The organism is Rhizobium sp. BK491 (assembly GCF_014194925.1).
Classification (GTDB): domain Bacteria; phylum Pseudomonadota; class Alphaproteobacteria; order Rhizobiales; family Rhizobiaceae; genus Rhizobium.
The window spans coordinates 70,907-88,552 of record NZ_JACIAR010000006.1 but is presented as its reverse complement, the minus strand read 5'-3'; the positions used below and the strand labels follow the sequence as shown (position 1 = coordinate 88,552).

Genomic DNA, 17,646 nt, shown 5'->3' with positions numbered 1-17,646 from the left:
GCCGGATTCGGTCGCATTCGCCCTTGGCAAAGCCTGCGAGCCTCATTACTGCAAAGTTTGAGAAGCAAGCCAAATATCGAGGCGAGAAGATGGAACTTCAAGAGCGCTTGGACGAAGTCCGTTCCCATATCGCGGCTGCCGAGCGTCAGGCCGGCCGAGCTGCCGGCTCTGTGCAGCTCGTTGCCGTTTCCAAGACCTTCGATGCCGATCAGATCCGCCCGGCGATTTCGGCCGGCCAGCGGGTGTTTGGCGAAAACCGCGTGCAGGAGAGCCAGGGGAAGTGGCCGGAGCTGAAGACCGAAACGCCCGGGATTGAACTGCATCTAATCGGGCCGCTGCAATCGAACAAGGCCGCAGACGCCGTGGCGCTGTTCGACGTGATCGAAACCATTGACCGGGAAAAGATCGCGCGGGCCATTGCCGATGAAATCAAGCGACAGGGCAAGGCCATTCGGCTCTACGTGCAGGTCAATACCGGGTTAGAGCCGCAAAAGGCAGGTATTGCGCCCGACGATACGGCCAGTTTCGTCGATCTCTGCCGTAAGGAGCTCGGGCTTTCCATAGACGGCCTGATGTGCATCCCGCCCGCCGACGAAAATCCGGGGCCGCATTTTGCCCTGCTTGCAAAGCTCGCCAAGCAGGCCGGCGTCGAAAAGCTCTCGATGGGCATGTCGAGCGATTATGAAATCGCAGTTGCCTTCGGCGCGACCAGTGTTCGCGTCGGCTCGGCGATTTTCGGCGCGCGATAGGTTAAAAAAGCTCTGGCCGTTACTTTTTCCTGCGTTGTGCAGGATGGACGAGGTGGCGTAGCTGCACCATCGCCATCGGTGTCGATAGGCTTGCGGAATCGACAGCCAGCGTCAGCTCGTTGCTGCCGCGCTTGACGGCTCGTGCCAGCACCTCGAAGACGCTGGCCGTCGTCAGCTGCAATGCCCGCTCCTCATCCATCCCCGAAAGCAGGCGCGACAGGAAGACGGCAGACAGGAGATCGCCGAGCCCATTCGGTGCGCCTTCGACGCTGCGATGCTCGGCAAGCAGTGCGTTTCGGCCGCTGAGATAGAGGTTCCCGATACCACCGGCCATCATCGGAACGGCGGACGTCACCAGCATGCGCGACGGTCCAAGCGCGAGCGCCGCCTCCATGATGGCGTTGTTATCCTCGAGCGGCGCTCCCGCCAGCCAGGCAAGCTCATAGCGGTTCGGCGTTGCGAGTGACGCCAGCGGGATCAGGCAGTCGCGGATCGCTTCCGCCGTCGCCTGCGGCACATAGAGCCCGCCGGCATCGCCGATGACGGGATCACAGGCATAGAGAATATCCGGGTTTTTCTCCCGCAGAGCCGTCACCAGCCGGGCGACGGCATACGCCTGGGCGGCGTTGCCGAAGTAGCCCGATAGGACGGCCTTGACCTCGGAAAGCCAGGGTGCGGTGATAAGATCGTCAATCGCATGGTCGAAATCGGCTTCGTTGAAGGTTAGCCGCGTCGAGCGGCCATGGCCAGGGTGCCATGGCAGAACGATGGTCGGCAGCGCCCAGACCGGATGGCCGAGTGTTTCCAGAGCAAAGACTGCAGCGCGATTGCCAACGGACCCTCGAACGACATGACTGGAAATGACGATAACGGCGCCGGCCGACACTTGCGACATGATTGTGCTTTCAGTTCAGGGCTTCAAACTGCAACGGCGCAAGTTGATGATCCCTTTCGCGGCACTCTGTCAACCGCCCTTCACAGAGTCATGAAAACCTCTGTTGACGAGTTGATTCCGCCAATTTCTCGCCGATGAAGCCAGTTTTTCATCAACATCGCCGTTTTCGGCAAGTTTTTTGAAAAAACCGACCAAAATCAGTCCGAAACGAACCAAATTCGCATTCTTTTTGCCAGTTTTTTCGCTAAACCTTCTGCTACTGTCGTCCAAATTCGAAAATCGGGAGGAATTTCATGGCGCCCAAGACCAATCCGAAACGGGAAAAACAGATCGAGGCGGCACGCAAGATTGCGGCGGCGACAGGCGAGGCACATCTCGATCCCGAAATCCTGTTTGGCCGGGCGAGCAATGACGACATCGAGCTTTACAGCCCGGAGATGCTGGCACTTGCCGCGGCGCATGCGGCCAAGGAACTCGCAGCCTGGAGCGCCACGTCCCCCCGCGTCAGCATCGAGCAGGTCGGCGGTATCGAACCCGATGGTGTTGCCGTCTCGATCCTTTCGATCACCGACCACAATATGCCCTTCCTTTATGAATCGATCATGGGCGAAGTGACCAGCAGCTATCGCGATCTCTATATGGCGGTGCATCCGATCCTGGTCATCGAGAAGGGTAAAGAGCCGAGCCTTTATTCCGCCGATCGCCCGAGCGATCCGGCCCATCGGGTCAGCCATATCCAGCTTCATCTCTCGCCCCTGACGACAGTGCAGGCGACCGATCTGACCAAGCGGATCCAGACCGTGCTTGATCAGACGCATCTTGCCGTTTCCGACTGGAAGCCGATGCTGTCGCGCCTCGATACCGTGATATCGGAACTATCAACCTATGAGGCTGCCGGCCGCCGCAAGAATGACCGCGATGAAGCGCTTGCCTTCCTTGCCTGGCTACGCGACGGCAATTTCACCTTCCTCGGCATGCGCGAATATGTCTATTCCGGCAAGGGCGCCAACGCCAAGGTCGAGCGGGATCGCGGTACCGGCCTCGGCATTCTCTCCAATCCGGATGTTCGCGTTCTCCGGCAGGGCAAGGACGCCGTCACCACGACGCCGGAAATCCTCGCCTTCCTCGACGGCCCGGATTTCCTGATCGTCACCAAGGCCAACGTCAAGTCGATCGTCCACCGCCGTGCCTATATGGATTATGTCGGCGTCAAGCGTTTCGATGCTGATGGCAATGTTACGGGCGAACTGCGCATCGTCGGCCTCTTCACATCGACGGCGTATACGAGCGCTGCCACCGAAGTGCCGTTGCTGCGCTCAAAGGTGCAGAAGGTCAAGGATCACTTCGGCTTCGATCCCACAAGCCACTCAGGTCGCACGCTCGAAAACACGCTGGAATCCTATCCCCGCGACGATCTCTTCCAGATCGACACCTCGTTGCTGGCAAGCTTCGCCGAGCAGATCAACGACCTGACCGATCGGCCGCGCGTACGCGTTTTGCCGCGCATCGACCATTTCGACCGCTTCGTCTCCGTCATCGTCTATGTCCCGCGCGAAGAGTATGATTCCGTCGTTCGTGAAAAGATCGGCAATTATCTGAAGACCGTCTATGACGGCCGCGTCTCCGCCTATTATCCCGCCTTCCCGGAAGGCGGGGTGGCGCGCGTGCATTTCATTATCGGCCGCAGCGCCGGAAAGACGCCGCATGTTCCGCAAGCCAAGCTCGAAGAAGCGATACGCGCCATAACAGCCCGCTGGGACGAACGCTTTGCCATGCTGGCAGGTCCAAAGGCGCCGAACATTTCCGTCAGCCAGGCCTTCCAGGAAGCCTTCTCGCCGGAAGACGCCTTTGCCGATCTTCCCGATATCATTGCCACGGCCGGCACCGAGCCGATCCGCATCGGCTTCTATATTCGCAAGGATGAAGCGGGTGATATTCTCTCGCTGAAGATATTCCATGGCGGCGGCAACCTGGCGCTGTCGCGCCGCGTGCCGCTGCTCGAAAATCTCGGTTTCAACGTTCTCAGCGAGCGCACCTTCGATATCTACGTCACGGCAAAGGACGGCTCGACCGGCCATGTTGTCCTCCACGACATGGAGCTTGAGACCCGCAGCGGCCTGACGATCGATCTCGCTCGCCACGGCGCCGCTCTTGAAGAAGCCTTCCTCGCTGCCTTCGGCGCCACGATCGACAATGACGCTTTCAACCGGCTGATCGTCTCTGCCGATCTCTCAGCCCGTGAAACCAACGTGTTGCGCGCCTATTCTCGCTATCTGCGCCAGGCCGGTATTGCCTATTCGCAGGATTATATCGCCTCTACCCTGGATAAATATCCCGGGATCGCCGCCTCGCTCTTCCGCCTGTTTCACGACACGCTCGATCCAAAGCTCAGCGACAAGAGCCGCACGAAGAGGCTCCCGGAACTGCATGCTGCCATCGAAACCAAGCTTGCCGACGTACCGAGTCTCGATGACGACCGCATCCTGCGCCGTTACGTCAACGCCATCGACGCGACACTGCGCACCAATTACTTCCAGAAAAATGCGGACGGCACGCCTAAGGCCATGCTTGCCTTCAAGCTCGATCCGAAGCTGCTCGACGGCCTGCCCGAACCCCGGCCCTTCCGTGAAATCTTCGTCTACGGCGTCGAGGTGGAAGGCGTGCACCTACGCTTCGGCAAGGTGGCGCGCGGCGGCCTGCGCTGGTCGGATCGCGCTGAAGACTATCGCACTGAAGTGTTGGGCCTCGTGAAGGCGCAGCAGGTCAAGAACGCCGTCATCGTGCCTGTTGGCGCCAAGGGCGGCTTCTATCCGAAGAAGCTCCCCGTCGGCGGCAGCCGCGACGAGATCTTCAATGCCGGCCGCGAAGCTTACAAGACCTATATCCGCACGCTGCTGTCGATCACGGACAACATTTCCGGCGCCGATATTATCCCGCCGGCCGATACGGTCCGGCTCGATGGCGACGACCCCTATTTCGTCGTCGCCGCCGACAAGGGCACGGCCACCTTCTCCGACACCGCCAATGCCCTGGCGCAGGAAGCCGGCTTCTGGCTCGACGATGCCTTTGCGTCAGGCGGCTCGGCCGGCTACGACCACAAGAAGATGGGCATCACCGCCCGCGGCGCCTGGGAAACCGTGAAGCGCCACTTCCGCGAAATGGATATCGACATCCAGACGACGCCTTTCAACGTCGTCGGCGTCGGCGACATGTCCGGTGATGTCTTCGGCAACGGCATGCTGCTCTCTCCGAAGATCCGCCTGCTTGCCGCTTTCGACCATCGTGACATCTTCATCGATCCCGATCCGGACATGGACAAGACGCTCGCCGAGCGGCAACGCCTATTCGATCTGTCGCGCTCGAGCTGGCAGGACTTCGACAAGTCCGTTCTGTCGAAGGGCGCGATGATCATTTCCCGATCGGCAAAATCGGTCACGCTGACGCCGGAGGCGGTCGCAGCCATTGGCATCGACAAGTCGGTCGCAACCCCCTTCGAGATCATGACGGCGATCCTCAAGGCACCTGTCGACCTCCTGTGGTTCGGCGGCATCGGCACTTACGTCAAGGCGCCGTCCGAAACTGATTCGGAAGTCGGCGACCGCGCCAACGATCCGATCCGCATCACGGCCGATGAAGTCCGTGCCAAGGTCATCGGCGAAGGCGCCAATCTCGGCGTTACGCAGAAGGGCCGCATCGCCTATGGCCTGAAGGGCGGGCGCTGCAACTCCGACGCCATCGACAACTCCGCCGGCGTTAACACTTCCGACGTCGAGGTCAACATCAAGATCGCGCTTGCCAACGCAATGCATGACGGCCGGCTGACCCGCGCCAAGCGCGATACGCTGCTTGCCTCCATGACCGACGAGGTGGCTTCGCTCGTCCTGCGTAACAACTATCTGCAATCCCTGGCGATCTCGCTGACCGAGCGCAAGGGCACCGGCAACGGCCTGGAACTCAGCCGCTTCATGAGCGTGCTGGAAGCGGCCAAGCAGCTCAACCGCAAGGTCGAGACCCTGCCCGACGACCAGACCTTCGCGGAGCGTTATGCCAACGGACGTCCGTTGACCCGTGCCGAAATCGGCGTGCTGCTTTCCTATGCCAAGATCGTTCTCTTCGACGCGATTGTTGCCAGCAACCTGCCCGACGACCCCTATTTCGCCGCGACGCTCAGCCGCTATTTTCCGGCCAAGATGCAGCGTTCGAACGCCGTCGATATCGAAAGCCATCGCCTGCGCCGCGAAATCATCGGCACGGCGCTTGCCAACGAAGCGATCAATCGCGGCGGACCGGGCTTTGCGGTCAGCATGATGGATGCGACGGCGGCATCGGCTGCCGAGGTGGTGAAAGCCGCCGTCATCGCCCGAGACGGTTTCGATCTCGACCGGCTCTGGAACGAGACGGATGCGCTTGATGGTAAGGTCGGCGGCCAGATGCAGAACCGCGTCTATGGTGAGATCACCGAAGTCTATACCGTGCTGACGCGGCTCCTGTTGAAGACCGGGGCCGCCAAGGGTGAAATCGAGGAAACCATTAGCCGGCTTCGTGCAGCTTTGAAGAAACTGCGACCTGTCTTCCTGACGCATATTCCGGCGGATTTCGCCGCGGAGATCGCCGCGCGCGAAGCGGAATATCAGGCTGCCGGCCTGCCGGAGAAGCTCGCTTCGGAGATCGCGACGATCTACGCGCTCGTCCTCGTGCCTGAGATCATGCAGATCGCCGAGCGCACCGGCGACACGTTGAACCGGGCGGCTGAAAGCTACTTCACCGTCTCTCAAACCTTCCGCGTCGGCCGCCTGTTGCTGGCCGGCAGCCGGATCGTGACAGGCGATCACTATGAGAGCCTGGCCTTGGCACGCAGCCTCGATCAGATCGCCGGCGCCCGCCGCGATATCGTCATCTCCGCATTGTCCAACCATCCGAAGGACAAGCAGCCGGTTCAGGCATGGCATGCGGAAGACCGTATCCGCATCAATCGCATCGCCGAGGAGCTCGGCGGCCTCAGCGAAAGCGGCGATCCAAACCTCGCCCGCATCACCGTCGCCGCCGGCCTGCTTAGCGATCTTGCGAACGGCCGGGCAAGGTGACACAGTCCGCCCCGACCGCTTGATGCGGTAACGGAATCAGGGGCAGGATCTGGTGGCAACCGAAGTTAGCAATGACGTGCCGGCAAAAGTGCCGGCACGCGGCATCTGGGGCTGGATGTTCTTCGACTGGGCGGCTCAGCCCTTCTTCACCGTCGTCACCACCTTCATCTTTGGCCCCTATTTCGTCGCGCGACTGACCGCCGATCCCGTTTCCGCCCAGACGACATGGAGCAATATGGCGACGATCTCCTCGGTGATCATCGCCATCCTCTCGCCGGTTCTCGGCTCGATTGCCGATCAATCCGGTGCCCGCAAGCCCTGGATCGCCTTCTTCGCCATCATCAAGATCGCAAGTCTCTTCTGCCTCTGGGGCGCAGCCCCCGGGTCGCCCGTCATCTATCCCGTGATCTTCATGATCCTCGCTTCGATCTCGGCCGAATTCTCCATTGTCTTCAACGATTCGATGATGCCACGGCTGGTCGGCAAGGACGATGTCGGCAGGCTGTCGAACGCCGCCTGGGGGCTCGGCTATCTCGGCGGCATGATCGTGCTGATCACCGTCGTGACCCTGCTCGCCGGTAATCCGCAGACCGGGAAGACCATTCTCGGCCTGACGCCGCTCTTCGGGCTTGATGCCACGCTCGGCGAGGATGCCCGCATCACCGGGCCGATCTCGGCCGTGTGGTACTTCATCTTCATTCTGCCGATGTTCTTCTTCACGCCCGACGCCGCCCGTGGCCTGCCGCTTCGCGCTGCCGTTCGCTCGGGCCTGCGTGAGCTATCGGCGACCTTGGGCGAGCTGAAGCGCCGGCGCGGCATCAGTCTCTTCCTCATTGCCCGCATGATCTATCAGGATGGCGTCAACGGCCTGCTTATCCTCGGCGGCACTTTTGCGGCCGGCATGTTCGGCTGGGCGACGATCGAGATCGGTATCTACGGCATTATCCTCAATATCATCGCCATCTTCGGCTGCTTTGCCGCTGGCTATGTCGATCGCTGGCTGGGCTCCAAAACGACAGTCGTCATCAGTCTGACGCTGCTGCTGGTCGCCACCTTCGGCATCATCTCCACAGGCCCCGGCTTCACGCTCTTCGGTCTTGTGCCTCTCTCCACCGTCAGCTCCGGCGGCCTGTTCGGCACCGCGGCGGAAAAGGCCTATATCGGCTACGGCCTGCTGATCGGCATCGCCTTCGGCCCCGTACAGGCCTCCTCGCGCTCCTATCTCGCCCGCAGCGTCAGCCTCTCGGAGGCCGGCCGCTATTTCGGCATCTACGCACTCTCCGGCCGCGCCACCAGCTTCATGGCGACCCTATTCTTCTCGCTGGTGACCTATTGGAGCGGTTCGGCCCGCCTCGGCATGGCGACGCTGGTCATCTTCCTCGCCGGGGGCCTTCTACTCCTGTTACCGACGCCCTATCCGGCTGACAAGGGGGCAAAGTAGGGATATCCTTCTATTCAAGTTGGGATATGCCCTTCCCTTCTCCCCCGCGGAGAGAAGGTGGTCCGAAGGGTCGGATGAGGGGTAGCGCGGCGTAACCCGGAATCGCCGTATATCATTGCGAACAACATATACCTTCTCGGAAACGCCCCCTCACCCCGCGCGTGGGGTTCAATTCAGACGAACCTTGGCGAGGCCGTCATGGCTAAGTTCACGAAGATGCGGGGGTGCCGCTGGCGGCCTAATCAACGCTAGGCATCTTGATCGAATATGCGGCGTCGTCGGGACTTTCCGGCGACGTTTCTTTGTGATGTTGGGCGTGCGATGTCACCACGTTGTCGAGATATTCGAGGATGCCTTGAATGGGTGGCACTGTCGTTTCCTCGTGGGCACAATGCATCCACATTCCGTCGATCATTGCGGTTAAGGTCTCGGCTGTCACCAAGGCCTTCTCTTTCCCGACCAGGACTTTGAGATCGGCAACCAAATTGCTTTTGAGCCTCCGGGCGTTGATGCGCGATAGACGCCGCAATCTCTCGTCATGGGTAGAGTGAGCCGCGAAGTGTAACCATGCTACGCACACCTCGCGGGAGAATACAGAAGGTAGGAAATTGCTTTCGATGATCGCATGCAAGCGCTCTAGTGGCGTTGTTGCACCAGCCATCCTTCTTACGGTTTCAATGCGAACGGATTCGAGACGGACACGCATTGCCTCGCCGAGAAGGGCATCCTTGCCCCCGAAGTAGTGGTGGACATTGCCTGCTGAAATCCCTGCGATCGATGCGATGTTCGCTACGGTGATCCCAGCGAACCCATATTGATAGATAGCCTTCACGGTAGCATCAACGAGGGCCTTGCGACGGTCTGCTCGCATCTCCTTCCTGGTGGCATTTGCATTCGCAAGCGAGCGGTTCGTTTCGCTTCGTTTCTTCTTGAGTGGCATTTTAACGACGATCTCTTTGGCATTACTCAATCATCACAAGACGCTGTCGCGGTTCGAAAGTCAAAGCATTCAAACTGAATCTACCAAATTATTTGCATGAGCAAGCAAAATGGATTAACGGTCGGCAAGTTGTCCATAGGAAGTCGTGACAGTGAACGGAAAAGATATAGTTGGTGGACTTGAAGCCTTTAATTTGGTTGGAAAAAACGCAATGGTGACAGGTGCCGGACGAGGTATAGGCCGCGCAATTGCCGAAGGGCTTGCCGCCGCCGGCGCGAACGTGTTGCTCGCCTCCCGGACGGAGAACAACCTGGCAGATACCGCCGCAACGATCCGTGCAGGAGGGCGACGGGTCGAGACGACACGGGCCGATATTTCGTTGCCTGACGATTGCGAAGCTTTAATGCGACGAGCGAACGACCTTTTCGGCGCTATCGATATTCTGGTCTGCAATGCCGCCACGAACATTCAAGGCGTGGCGGCCGGGATGACGGCCGAAAGCTGGCGACGGGTGATCGACGTCGAACTCTCGGGCTACTTCTACCTCTCCAAGGCGGCGCATCCGTATATGGCCAGCCGACGTTCAGGCTCGATCATATTCGTTTCCGCTAATTCCAGCCTTGTCGGCTATGCCGATTTGGTGGCGGTCGCCACCGCGAAAGGCGGTTTGGACATGATGGCGAGGAACTTGGCCGTTGAGTGGGGTAGCGACGGCATACGAGTCAACACCATCAATCCGGGCTGGACGGAACACGTGCCGCCCGACGGTGCGGACGTAGCCGCCGGGACTGGCGACCTTGAGGAAGATATTCGCGCGACGACGCCGTTGCAGAGACGAGGCACCATGCGTGAATTCGGGGCGCCGGCGGTATTCCTAGCGAGCGATGCCGCTTCTTATATTACTGGCCAAAACCTCATCATCGACGGTGGATATTCGGTTAAATGATGAATGAGACGGCGGGGAAGACTTAGTCAGCTTCCATCCGAAGATTTAACGTCTCCGCGTGGCGAAGCTCCCGGCGCTGCCTCTGGCGGCGCCGGTTGCCTTCGGCCTGGTACTCGGCGAGGAGCCGCAACGCTTGCCGTAGGTCAGATTGCGGATTCCTCTTCAATGCTTGGAATTCCGCTGGGGCGAGGGTAATGTCATCAATGGCGGAAATGACGCACGCCGGTGAAGACCATTGCGACATTGTGCTCGTTGGCCGCATCGATCACTTCCTGGTCGCGCATCGAGCCGCCGGGCTGGATGACGGCCGTAGCGCCCGCCGCGATTGCCGAGAGCAGACCGTCGGCAAAAGGCAGGAAGGCTTCGGAAGCGACGGCGGAGCCGCGCGTCAGCGGCTCGGCGAGCCCCATGGCCTTGGCGGCTTCCTCGGCCTTGATGGCGGCGATCCGGGCGGAATCGACACGGCTCATCTGCCCCGCGCCGATGCCGGCCGTCTGGCCGTCCTTGGCGTAAACAACGGCGTTCGACTTCACGTGCTTTGCGACGCGGAAGGCGAACTTCATGTCTTCCAGCTCCTGCGCCGTCGGCGCGCGCTTGGTGACAACCTTGAGCTCCATATCCTCGACCAGCGCGTTGTCGCGGTTCTGCACGAGCAGGCCGCCCGAGACGGTCTTGGCGGTAAGGCCAGCTGCACGCGGATCGGGCAGGGCGCCAACCGAGAGGAGGCGGAGATTCGGCTTGCGGGCGATGATCGCCTTGGCTTCCTCGGTGACGTCAGGCGCAATGATGACCTCGGTGAAGAGCTTGACGATCTCTTCCGCCGTTGCGGCGTCGAGCAGGGTGTTCAGTGCGATGATGCCGCCGAAGGCAGAGGTGGAATCGCAGGCGAGCGCGCGCTTGTAGGCTTCGACAAGGCTCGGGCCGATGGCAACGCCGCAAGGGTTAGCATGCTTGATGATCGCGCAGGCCGGACCATTTTCCGGCAGGAACTCGGCAACGAGTTCATAGGCGGCGTCGGTGTCGTTGATATTGTTGTAGGAAAGCTGCTTGCCCTGGATGAGCGTTGCCGTGGAAACGCCGGGGCGGTTTTCGCCGGTCAGATAGAACGCCGCCTTCTGGTGCGGGTTTTCGCCATAGCGCATTTCCTCGCGCAGAACCCCGCCGATGACGCGATGGCGTGGCGTGGCAATATCGAGCGCTTCGGCAAACCAGTTGGAGATCATCGCGTCATAGGCAGCGGTGCGGGCAAAGGCCTTGGCGGCCATGCGCTTGCGGAAATCATAGGTCGTCTGGCCTGCATCGGCGGAAAGCTGCGTGAGCAGCTCGGTATAATCGGCGGGATCGGTGAGCGTCGTCACATAGGCATGGTTCTTGGCCGAAGCACGGATCATCGCCGGGCCGCCAATGTCGATATTCTCCACCGTCGTCGGATAGTCGCCGCCCGCCTTGCGCACGTCCTCAAAGGGATAGAGGTTGATGACGGCAAGATCGATGCCCTCGATACCGTGCTCCTTCATCGCAGCCTGATGCTCGGCATCGTCACGGATGGCGAGCAGGCCGCCATGCACCTTCGGATGCAGCGTCTTGACGCGGCCGTCCATGATCTCCGGAAAATTCGTCACTTCCGACACGTCGGTCACAGCAAGGCCAGCCGCAGCAATCGCTTTGTGCGTGCCGCCGGTCGATAGCAGGCGCACGCCCTGTTCGCTGAGCGCACGCGCCAACTCGACGATGCCAGTCTTGTCGAAAACGGACAGAAGCGCGGTTTTCACCTTCACCTTGTCGGGAGCGGGAATTTTCTTGGAAACGACGGCCATGGGCTTTCTCCTGTCTAGCATAGGGAGATGTGGCGTCCGGCAAAAAGGGCGCGGGACGGATAATGCCGCCCCGTTAGCATAGCTCACGCGCTTAGCCTATGGCCGATGCGATAAAAACCAGCGGATTTCCGGCTTTTCCGTGATCCGGAAGACGATCTCGAGCTGATCGGAAGAGCGCATACCCGAGGGATCGGCAAAGAAGATATCCTCCGCCACAAGCACCTCATTGCCGGGCGAGGAGAAGACCCAGGTTTCTCCGTCCGGCGCGATCAGCAGCGCGGAATCCGTTTCCGTCTGCAAAAGGCTGATGGAAGGGTGGATATGGAAGCGGGCCGAAGCAATGCCCTGACCCTTCGGCTTGTTCTTCTTGCCCTCGGGCACGAAGAAGCGATCGCGGCCGGCGACGATCGTGCCGCTGGCATTGAGGCTGATTTCCCGCTCATGGACATAGCCGAAGGTGGAGACATAGCCATCATGCGCGGCGCGCACATAGTCACGCCCGTCTTCGGTCTCGGCCCGCTCGACGATGACCTTCTTGATGCCGCTGACCATGATTGGCCCAAGCGATTTCGATTTGGAAAACTGGCAGGAGGAGGTGTCATTGAGCGTGACGGTGGAATGCGCCGCGGTTGCCCGCGCCGCCTGCATGAAGCGATCGCCTGCGAATTCGGGCGCGCCGGAATTGATGATGAAGCGCGTCTTGCCCGACGACATCTCGAAGGAGAGACAGCCGGCATGCGCAGTGCGGCTGAGATCCGTTGAAGCTGCAGCCCCTGCATCGATGATGACAACGGCCGAACCGGCCGCCAGCCGGTGATATCTGGTATGCGGCAGCGCCTTGAAGGCCTGACCGGCCGTCTCGTCATAGCGCAGCACCGACATTAGCTCGTTGGCGAGCGTCGATGTCGCGCCGTTGAACAGGGCCAGATCGCCATCCTGGTGGCGGAAGAAGCGCAGTGCCGGATACATGCGATCGATGCCAGGGATCAACCGCACCGGTACGTCGTGGCCGAGATTGACATAGGTCTGGCGCAGCGGCAGCAGATCGAGCAGCAGCTCCAGCGATGCGCGCGGATTGCGGGAGATGTGGCCCCCATCCTGCAGGATCTGCCGGTCTATCTCCCGGTCGAGCGCCTGCCCCGCCCGCTTCAGCGTCAGCGAACTGCTCGGCATGGCGACCGAGGCCATGGCAAGCGCGATGCGCACACGAAACCGGGTGATGCCATCCGGTGACGACGCAACGGTCCGGCGCAGAAAGCGCACGTGGAAAACCAGCATGCGCATGAAACGGCGGTAAAAACCGCTATCCGTGCCTTGCAAGAGCACGGGCGAATGCGACAGAAGCGCGATCAGGCGCTGCGCCGCTATATCGGGCGACCAGGCAAGGCCATGCAGCCGGCGGCCGTGAATGGCAATCCAATCGGTGAGGATCGATCGCGCCGCGGCTGAGGCCTGATCGCTCTTTTCCGCTCGCAAATGCCGCAGCCAGCGAAAATTGTGCAGTCGGGCGGCAAAGGCCAGCGATGGCAATTCGAGTGAAAAAGGCGATTCGCCCTGTGTTTCCAAGACCCGTCCAGCCAGCAGGATGCGGCCGTTCAGAAGTTCTTCGACGAAAAAGGGATCGACGCTGCGCAGATCGGTGGGTGCCACGATTAGGCGTTCCGGCACACGCATCGTGTGGCGGGTGAGACGCAATCGCGTCAACGCCGCGCGGCGGGACATCCGCCGCCATGCTTCCCGCATATATGAACTCACAAAACCCTGCCGCAGAACTGCATATGTGCTTCTGCTTACTCTCATTGGCCGTGGTTAAAAAGAGGTTACAAATATATCAATTAGGGACATATTCGCCCGTTTTTTAACCGCCCGGTAAAAACGATTCGAGGTGGAGATTAATAAGTGCGGCGAAGCACGACGGCAAAGAAGCCATCGAGACCGGAAGCAAAGCCATCGGAAAGCGGCAGCATGTCCGGCGTGGTGCGGAAGGCGCCAAGCGACGATATCGCCGCTTCCAGACCCGGCCAATCGCCCGCTGTGACCGGGACTCGTTCGACATTCTGCGTGTCTGCCAGCAGACGCGCGACCAGATCCTCACCCTCTTCGGGATCGAGCGAGCAGTTGGAAAACACGACTATGCCGCCCGGCTTGACCAATGTCAGGGCATGGCGAAGCAGGCGCTCCTGCAGGGCGGCGAGCTTGGCGATATCCTCCGGCCCCTTGGTCCAGAGCACGTCCGGATGGCGGCGCGTCGTTCCTGTCGAGGAGCAGGGAGCGTCGAGTAGAGCGGCGTCGAAAAGCTCTTCGGGCTGGTATTTGCTCATATCGGCAACGACGGTTTCGGCCTCGAAGCCTAGGCGCGCCAGATTGCCGGACAGTCTCTTCAAGCGATTGGCGGATTGATCGAGAGCCGTCACCTTGGCGCCGGCGAGAATGAGCTGCGCCGTCTTGCCGCCGGGCGCTGCACAGAGATCCACCACGCGCTTGCCGACCAGCGAACCGAAGAGCTTTGCCGGAATGCTGGCGGCAGCATCCTGAACCCACCACTCGCCGTCATCGAAACCCTCCAGCGAGGGAATGGACCCTTCGAACGCGGCAAGCCTTACCCCCCCGGTCGGCAGCACTACGCCATTCAGGCGTTTTGCCCAGCCCTCAGGATCGGATTTGACCGTGAGGTCGATCGCCGCCGGCTCGAGCTGCGTGTTGGAGATCCTGAGCGCCGCAGGGCGGCCATAGGCAGCTTCCAGGCGAGACAGGAACCAGGCCGGCATGGCCGGCACCTTCGCGATTTGCTCAAGAATCTCCTGCTTCTCGCGGCCAATGCGGCGGAGGATCGCGTTGACCAGCTTGGCGAAGCGGCGGTTGCGGGGATCGCGGTTGGCCTGCTCAACGGCAAGATCGACGGCGGAGTGATCCGGCACGTCGAGATAAAGGATCTGCGTCGCACCGACGACAAGCACGTGATGCAGGGCGCGGGCGCCTTCCGGCAGCGGCGAATCCAGCAGCGACGATATCGCCGCCTCGATGCGCGGCAGGTGGCGCAACGCGCTATTCAAAATGGCTCGCACCAAAGCCCGGTCGCCATCGCTGAGCGTCGTATAGGCGGCGCTGCCGCCCTCGGCATCCAACATGCCGTCGAGCGAGGTCTGGCGGTCGAGCACGGCTCCCAGGATCTTCGACGCAGCCGCGCGGGCCGCAAGGCCCGGCTTCGGCGGGGACGTATCAGGCTGCCGCGTTGGCTGCGGCGGCTTGCCCGATCGTTTTCCGTCTCTGTTGGAAGCGTTGTTTTTCGTGTCAGAACTCAAGACCAGGGACCCTTCGGCGGTTGCGAACCACCGCGACCCGTATTCGGTACGGAGCGCGATTTGCGCCCCGGATTAGCAGTGAAGGACGGTCCCGTCGAGCCAAAGCCGGAAGATGGGCCAGAAGACGGCGTCATCGGCGAGGCGCCACCGCCGCCGTAACGGGCCATATCATGCAGCGCGGCGATGCGGTTTTCCGTGTTCGGGTGGGTGGAAAACAGGTTGTCCATGCGCTCGCCGGAGAGCGGATTGATGATGAACATATGGGCAGTTGCCGGATGGCCTTCGGCCTCTTCGTTCGGAATATGCGCCGCACCGCGGGCGATCTTGCCGAGGGCGGAGGCGAGCCAGAGCGGATTGCCGCAGATTTCGGCGCCGCGGCGGTCGGCCGAATATTCGCGCGTACGGCTGATCGCCATCTGCACCAGCATGGCAGCCAGCGGAGCGACGATCATGGCGACGAGAACGCCGACCATGCCGAGCGGATTGTTGTTGTCGCGACGGCCGCCGAAGAAGAAAGCGAAATTGCCAAGCATCGAGATGGCGCCGGCAAGGGTCGCGGTGATCGTCATGGTCAGCGTGTCGCGGTTCTGGACGTGGGCAAGTTCGTGGGCCATCACGCCGGCCACTTCCTCCGGCGTCAGCGCGTGCAGCAGGCCAGTGGAGGCGGCAACGGCGGCATTTTCCGGATTGCGGCCCGTGGCAAACGCATTCGGCTGCGGACTGTCATAGAGATAGACTTTCGGCATCGGCAGGCCGGCATTGTGGGCGAGATCGCGGACGATGCGGTAGAATTCCGGCGCGCTGCGCTCATCCACCTCCTGCGCACCATAGGTGGAGAGCACCATCCGGTCGGAATTCCAGTAGGAAAAGAAATTCATGCCGGCAGCGACGACCAATGCGATCAGCATGCCCGATTGACCGCCGATCAGATAGCCGACGCCCATGAACAGGGCGGTCATGAAGGCAAGCAGCATCGCGGTACGCATGAGATTCATCGAAAGGTCTCCAACACATCTGGCGTCCGAACCTTTTTCTTTGCGGCCGGACGCACTATGATTTGGCTATTCCTCCCTTCATTTCAATATTTCGGAGGTCGCGCGAGACCATGCAAACAGCAGATAACGACAATAATATCGACACCGAAGCCGGCGAAACCCAACGCAAACCGCTCTCGCCCGCTGCAAAGCGCGCTCTTGCCGAAGCCGAAGAGCGCCGTCGGGCGCAGGCACAAGCCGAACTCGCCCCTGAAATCGGCGGCCGCGGCGGCGCCGACCCCGCACGCTTCGGCGACTGGGAAATCAACGGCAGGGCGATCGATTTTTAGAGTAACTATTGTTTTCTGCTCAATCAGAACAAGTCTTTATCTCCACCAGAATCATAAGTTGCAAATAGGATTCGTCTTCATTTGCAACAATAGCTATATTTACTCAGCGTTTGGGAGGGCGCGATTCGCTGGGTAGGAGATTGCAGTGAGAGAGTCCGTCTTCGACGTAAGATCTGATAACTACGAACATACAATAGCATCATATAGATCAAATAATTTTCCTCCGAATTTTAAAAAAAATTCAGAAAATAGTATTTACATTTTTGCCGATGAGGCGGGATGCTTCACGTTTAATAGAAATCCAAACGTGAGCAAGTACTTTATAATTTGCACAGTCACGATGAGTAAGCTTGATGTTGGACACGCGATTCAAGAACTTCGCCATCAGTTGCTATGGGAAAAATTTGATATCGGAGATTTTTTTCACGCGACAGTCGACTCCCAGTCAGTCAGAGACCGAGTATTTGAGGAAATATTGCGATACGATTTTCAGGTTCAAGCTACAATCTGCGAGAAAGCAAAAGCTCAACCGCATGTTCGTCAGGATAAGGCGAGGTTTTATAAATATCCTTGGTTTTTCCAATTCAAACATGGTGTTGCAAAACAGGTTCATCGGAATACGCGAGCGTTAATTACTGCCGCATCAATCGGCACGAAAAAAGAAAGAGCAACGTTCACGACTGCTCTGAGTGATGTGATGTCCCAAACGATCCACAACGTCCAATGGGCTGTCGATTTCCGACCCTCCAATTGCGATCCGTGCTTGCAACTGGCTGACTATTGCGCTTGGGCGATTCAGAGGAAATGGGAGAGAGACGATAGAAGGTCATACGACCTTATTAAAAATCGCATTTCCTACGAGTATGAACTTTGGAAAAACGGGAAGGAACTCTACTATTGAGCTAGGTGCAACCCGCCATATCGGCGATCTTAGCTATCTCTTGAAAGTCCCAGGGGCCTTTATCACTAAGCAAGGGTTGCAGCAGCAGAATAGATATCTATTCTGATTCGGTCAATAGAATCATTTATTTAACGAAAAAGACTCAACTAATTGCTTTCGCTCGTTTCTTTTTAGAGGCTCAAATATGAGTTGGTTGTTTAGGATTTGCCTTCGCAGAAATTTAGGATGAATTCCCGTCCTATCCCTA

Annotated in this window: 13 protein-coding genes; 6 read left to right on the top strand and 7 right to left on the bottom strand. The window is 59.7% G+C overall.

The window, feature by feature from the left end:
- The first annotated feature begins 89 nt into the window (after nucleotides 1-89).
- Nucleotides 90-749: a YggS family pyridoxal phosphate-dependent enzyme gene (locus FHX05_RS24360; RefSeq protein WP_112606934.1), complete on the top strand. Its 660-nt coding sequence runs from the start codon at nucleotides 90-92 to the stop codon at nucleotides 747-749.
- 19 nt (nucleotides 750-768) lie between these two features.
- Here FHX05_RS24360 and pdxY read toward each other — a convergent pair whose 3' ends face one another.
- Both pdxY and FHX05_RS24350 read right to left on the bottom strand, forming a co-directional pair.
- The gene (gene pdxY / locus FHX05_RS24355; RefSeq protein ID WP_183875049.1) at nucleotides 769-1,644 is read right to left on the bottom strand and encodes a pyridoxal kinase PdxY; all 876 of its coding nucleotides are present in this window, start codon (nucleotides 1,642-1,644) and stop codon (nucleotides 769-771) included.
- Nucleotides 1,645-1,713: 69 nt separating this feature from the next.
- Nucleotides 1,714-1,914, bottom strand: coding sequence for a hypothetical protein (locus FHX05_RS24350; RefSeq protein ID WP_183875047.1), 201 nt, complete (start codon nucleotides 1,912-1,914; stop codon nucleotides 1,714-1,716).
- 23 nt (nucleotides 1,915-1,937) lie between these two features.
- On the opposite strand from FHX05_RS24350, the gene FHX05_RS24345 reads away from it, so the two are divergent.
- Both FHX05_RS24345 and FHX05_RS24340 read left to right on the top strand, forming a co-directional pair.
- Nucleotides 1,938-6,728 carry an NAD-glutamate dehydrogenase gene (locus tag FHX05_RS24345; protein ID WP_183875045.1) on the top strand — a complete coding sequence of 1,597 codons (4,791 nt, stop codon included), beginning with the start codon at nucleotides 1,938-1,940 and terminating at the stop codon, nucleotides 6,726-6,728.
- A gap of 49 nt (nucleotides 6,729-6,777) precedes the next feature.
- A complete protein-coding gene (locus FHX05_RS24340; RefSeq protein WP_183875125.1) occupies nucleotides 6,778-8,169 on the top strand; it encodes an MFS transporter in 1,392 nt (463 codons plus the stop codon).
- Nucleotides 8,170-8,407: 238 nt separating this feature from the next.
- Here the strand turns inward: FHX05_RS24340 and betI are convergent, their stop codons facing one another.
- Nucleotides 8,408-9,109 (bottom strand): transcriptional regulator BetI, encoded by a 702-nt coding sequence (betI, locus tag FHX05_RS24335; RefSeq protein ID WP_183875043.1) that lies wholly within the window; start codon nucleotides 9,107-9,109, stop codon nucleotides 8,408-8,410.
- 151 nt (nucleotides 9,110-9,260) lie between these two features.
- Between betI and FHX05_RS24330 the strand changes: the two genes are divergently transcribed.
- Nucleotides 9,261-10,055, top strand: coding sequence for an SDR family oxidoreductase (locus FHX05_RS24330; protein WP_183875042.1), 795 nt, complete (start codon nucleotides 9,261-9,263; stop codon nucleotides 10,053-10,055).
- A gap of 200 nt (nucleotides 10,056-10,255) precedes the next feature.
- Here the strand turns inward: FHX05_RS24330 and purH are convergent, their stop codons facing one another.
- The 4 genes from purH to htpX form a co-directional block, all read right to left on the bottom strand.
- The gene (gene purH, locus FHX05_RS24325) at nucleotides 10,256-11,872 is read right to left on the bottom strand and encodes a bifunctional phosphoribosylaminoimidazolecarboxamide formyltransferase/IMP cyclohydrolase (protein WP_183875040.1); all 1,617 of its coding nucleotides are present in this window, start codon (nucleotides 11,870-11,872) and stop codon (nucleotides 10,256-10,258) included.
- A 96-nt stretch (nucleotides 11,873-11,968) separates the two neighbouring features.
- A complete protein-coding gene (locus tag FHX05_RS24320) occupies nucleotides 11,969-13,672 on the bottom strand; it encodes a heparinase II/III family protein (RefSeq protein WP_183875038.1) in 1,704 nt (567 codons plus the stop codon).
- A gap of 92 nt (nucleotides 13,673-13,764) precedes the next feature.
- On the bottom strand, nucleotides 13,765-15,174 hold the full coding sequence (locus FHX05_RS24315; RefSeq protein WP_183875036.1) for an RsmB/NOP family class I SAM-dependent RNA methyltransferase: 1,410 nt from the start codon (nucleotides 15,172-15,174) through the stop codon (nucleotides 13,765-13,767).
- Entirely contained in the window at nucleotides 15,171-16,169 is a 999-nt protein-coding gene (gene htpX / locus FHX05_RS24310) for a zinc metalloprotease HtpX (protein WP_183875034.1), read from the bottom strand. Before htpX ends, FHX05_RS24315 begins: the two co-directional genes overlap by 4 nt.
- Nucleotides 16,170-16,279: 110 nt before the next feature.
- Here htpX and FHX05_RS24305 point away from each other — a divergent pair, with 110 nt between their 5' ends.
- On the top strand, nucleotides 16,280-16,498 hold the full coding sequence (locus FHX05_RS24305) for a DUF1674 domain-containing protein (RefSeq protein ID WP_183875032.1): 219 nt from the start codon (nucleotides 16,280-16,282) through the stop codon (nucleotides 16,496-16,498).
- Between the two features lie 145 nt (nucleotides 16,499-16,643).
- Nucleotides 16,644-17,399: a DUF3800 domain-containing protein gene (locus FHX05_RS24300; protein WP_183875030.1), complete on the top strand. Its 756-nt coding sequence runs from the start codon at nucleotides 16,644-16,646 to the stop codon at nucleotides 17,397-17,399.
- Nucleotides 17,400-17,646: the final 247 nt, after the last annotated feature.

What these genes read in the sequence shown, in the direction of transcription:
- FHX05_RS24360 (WP_112606934.1), top strand. Translation starts at nt 90, where the DNA reads ATGGAACTTCAAGAGCGCTTGGACGAAGTCCGTTCCCATATCGCGGCT.
- pdxY (WP_183875049.1), bottom strand. Translation starts at nt 1,644, where the DNA reads ATGTCGCAAGTGTCGGCCGGCGCCGTTATCGTCATTTCCAGTCATGTC.
- FHX05_RS24345 (WP_183875045.1), top strand. Translation starts at nt 1,938, where the DNA reads ATGGCGCCCAAGACCAATCCGAAACGGGAAAAACAGATCGAGGCGGCA.
- betI (WP_183875043.1), bottom strand. Translation starts at nt 9,109, where the DNA reads ATGCCACTCAAGAAGAAACGAAGCGAAACGAACCGCTCGCTTGCGAAT.
- purH (WP_183875040.1), bottom strand. Translation starts at nt 11,872, where the DNA reads ATGGCCGTCGTTTCCAAGAAAATTCCCGCTCCCGACAAGGTGAAGGTG.
- FHX05_RS24320 (WP_183875038.1), bottom strand. Translation starts at nt 13,672, where the DNA reads ATGAGAGTAAGCAGAAGCACATATGCAGTTCTGCGGCAGGGTTTTGTG.
- htpX (WP_183875034.1), bottom strand. Translation starts at nt 16,169, where the DNA reads ATGAATCTCATGCGTACCGCGATGCTGCTTGCCTTCATGACCGCCCTG.
- FHX05_RS24305 (WP_183875032.1), top strand. Translation starts at nt 16,280, where the DNA reads ATGCAAACAGCAGATAACGACAATAATATCGACACCGAAGCCGGCGAA.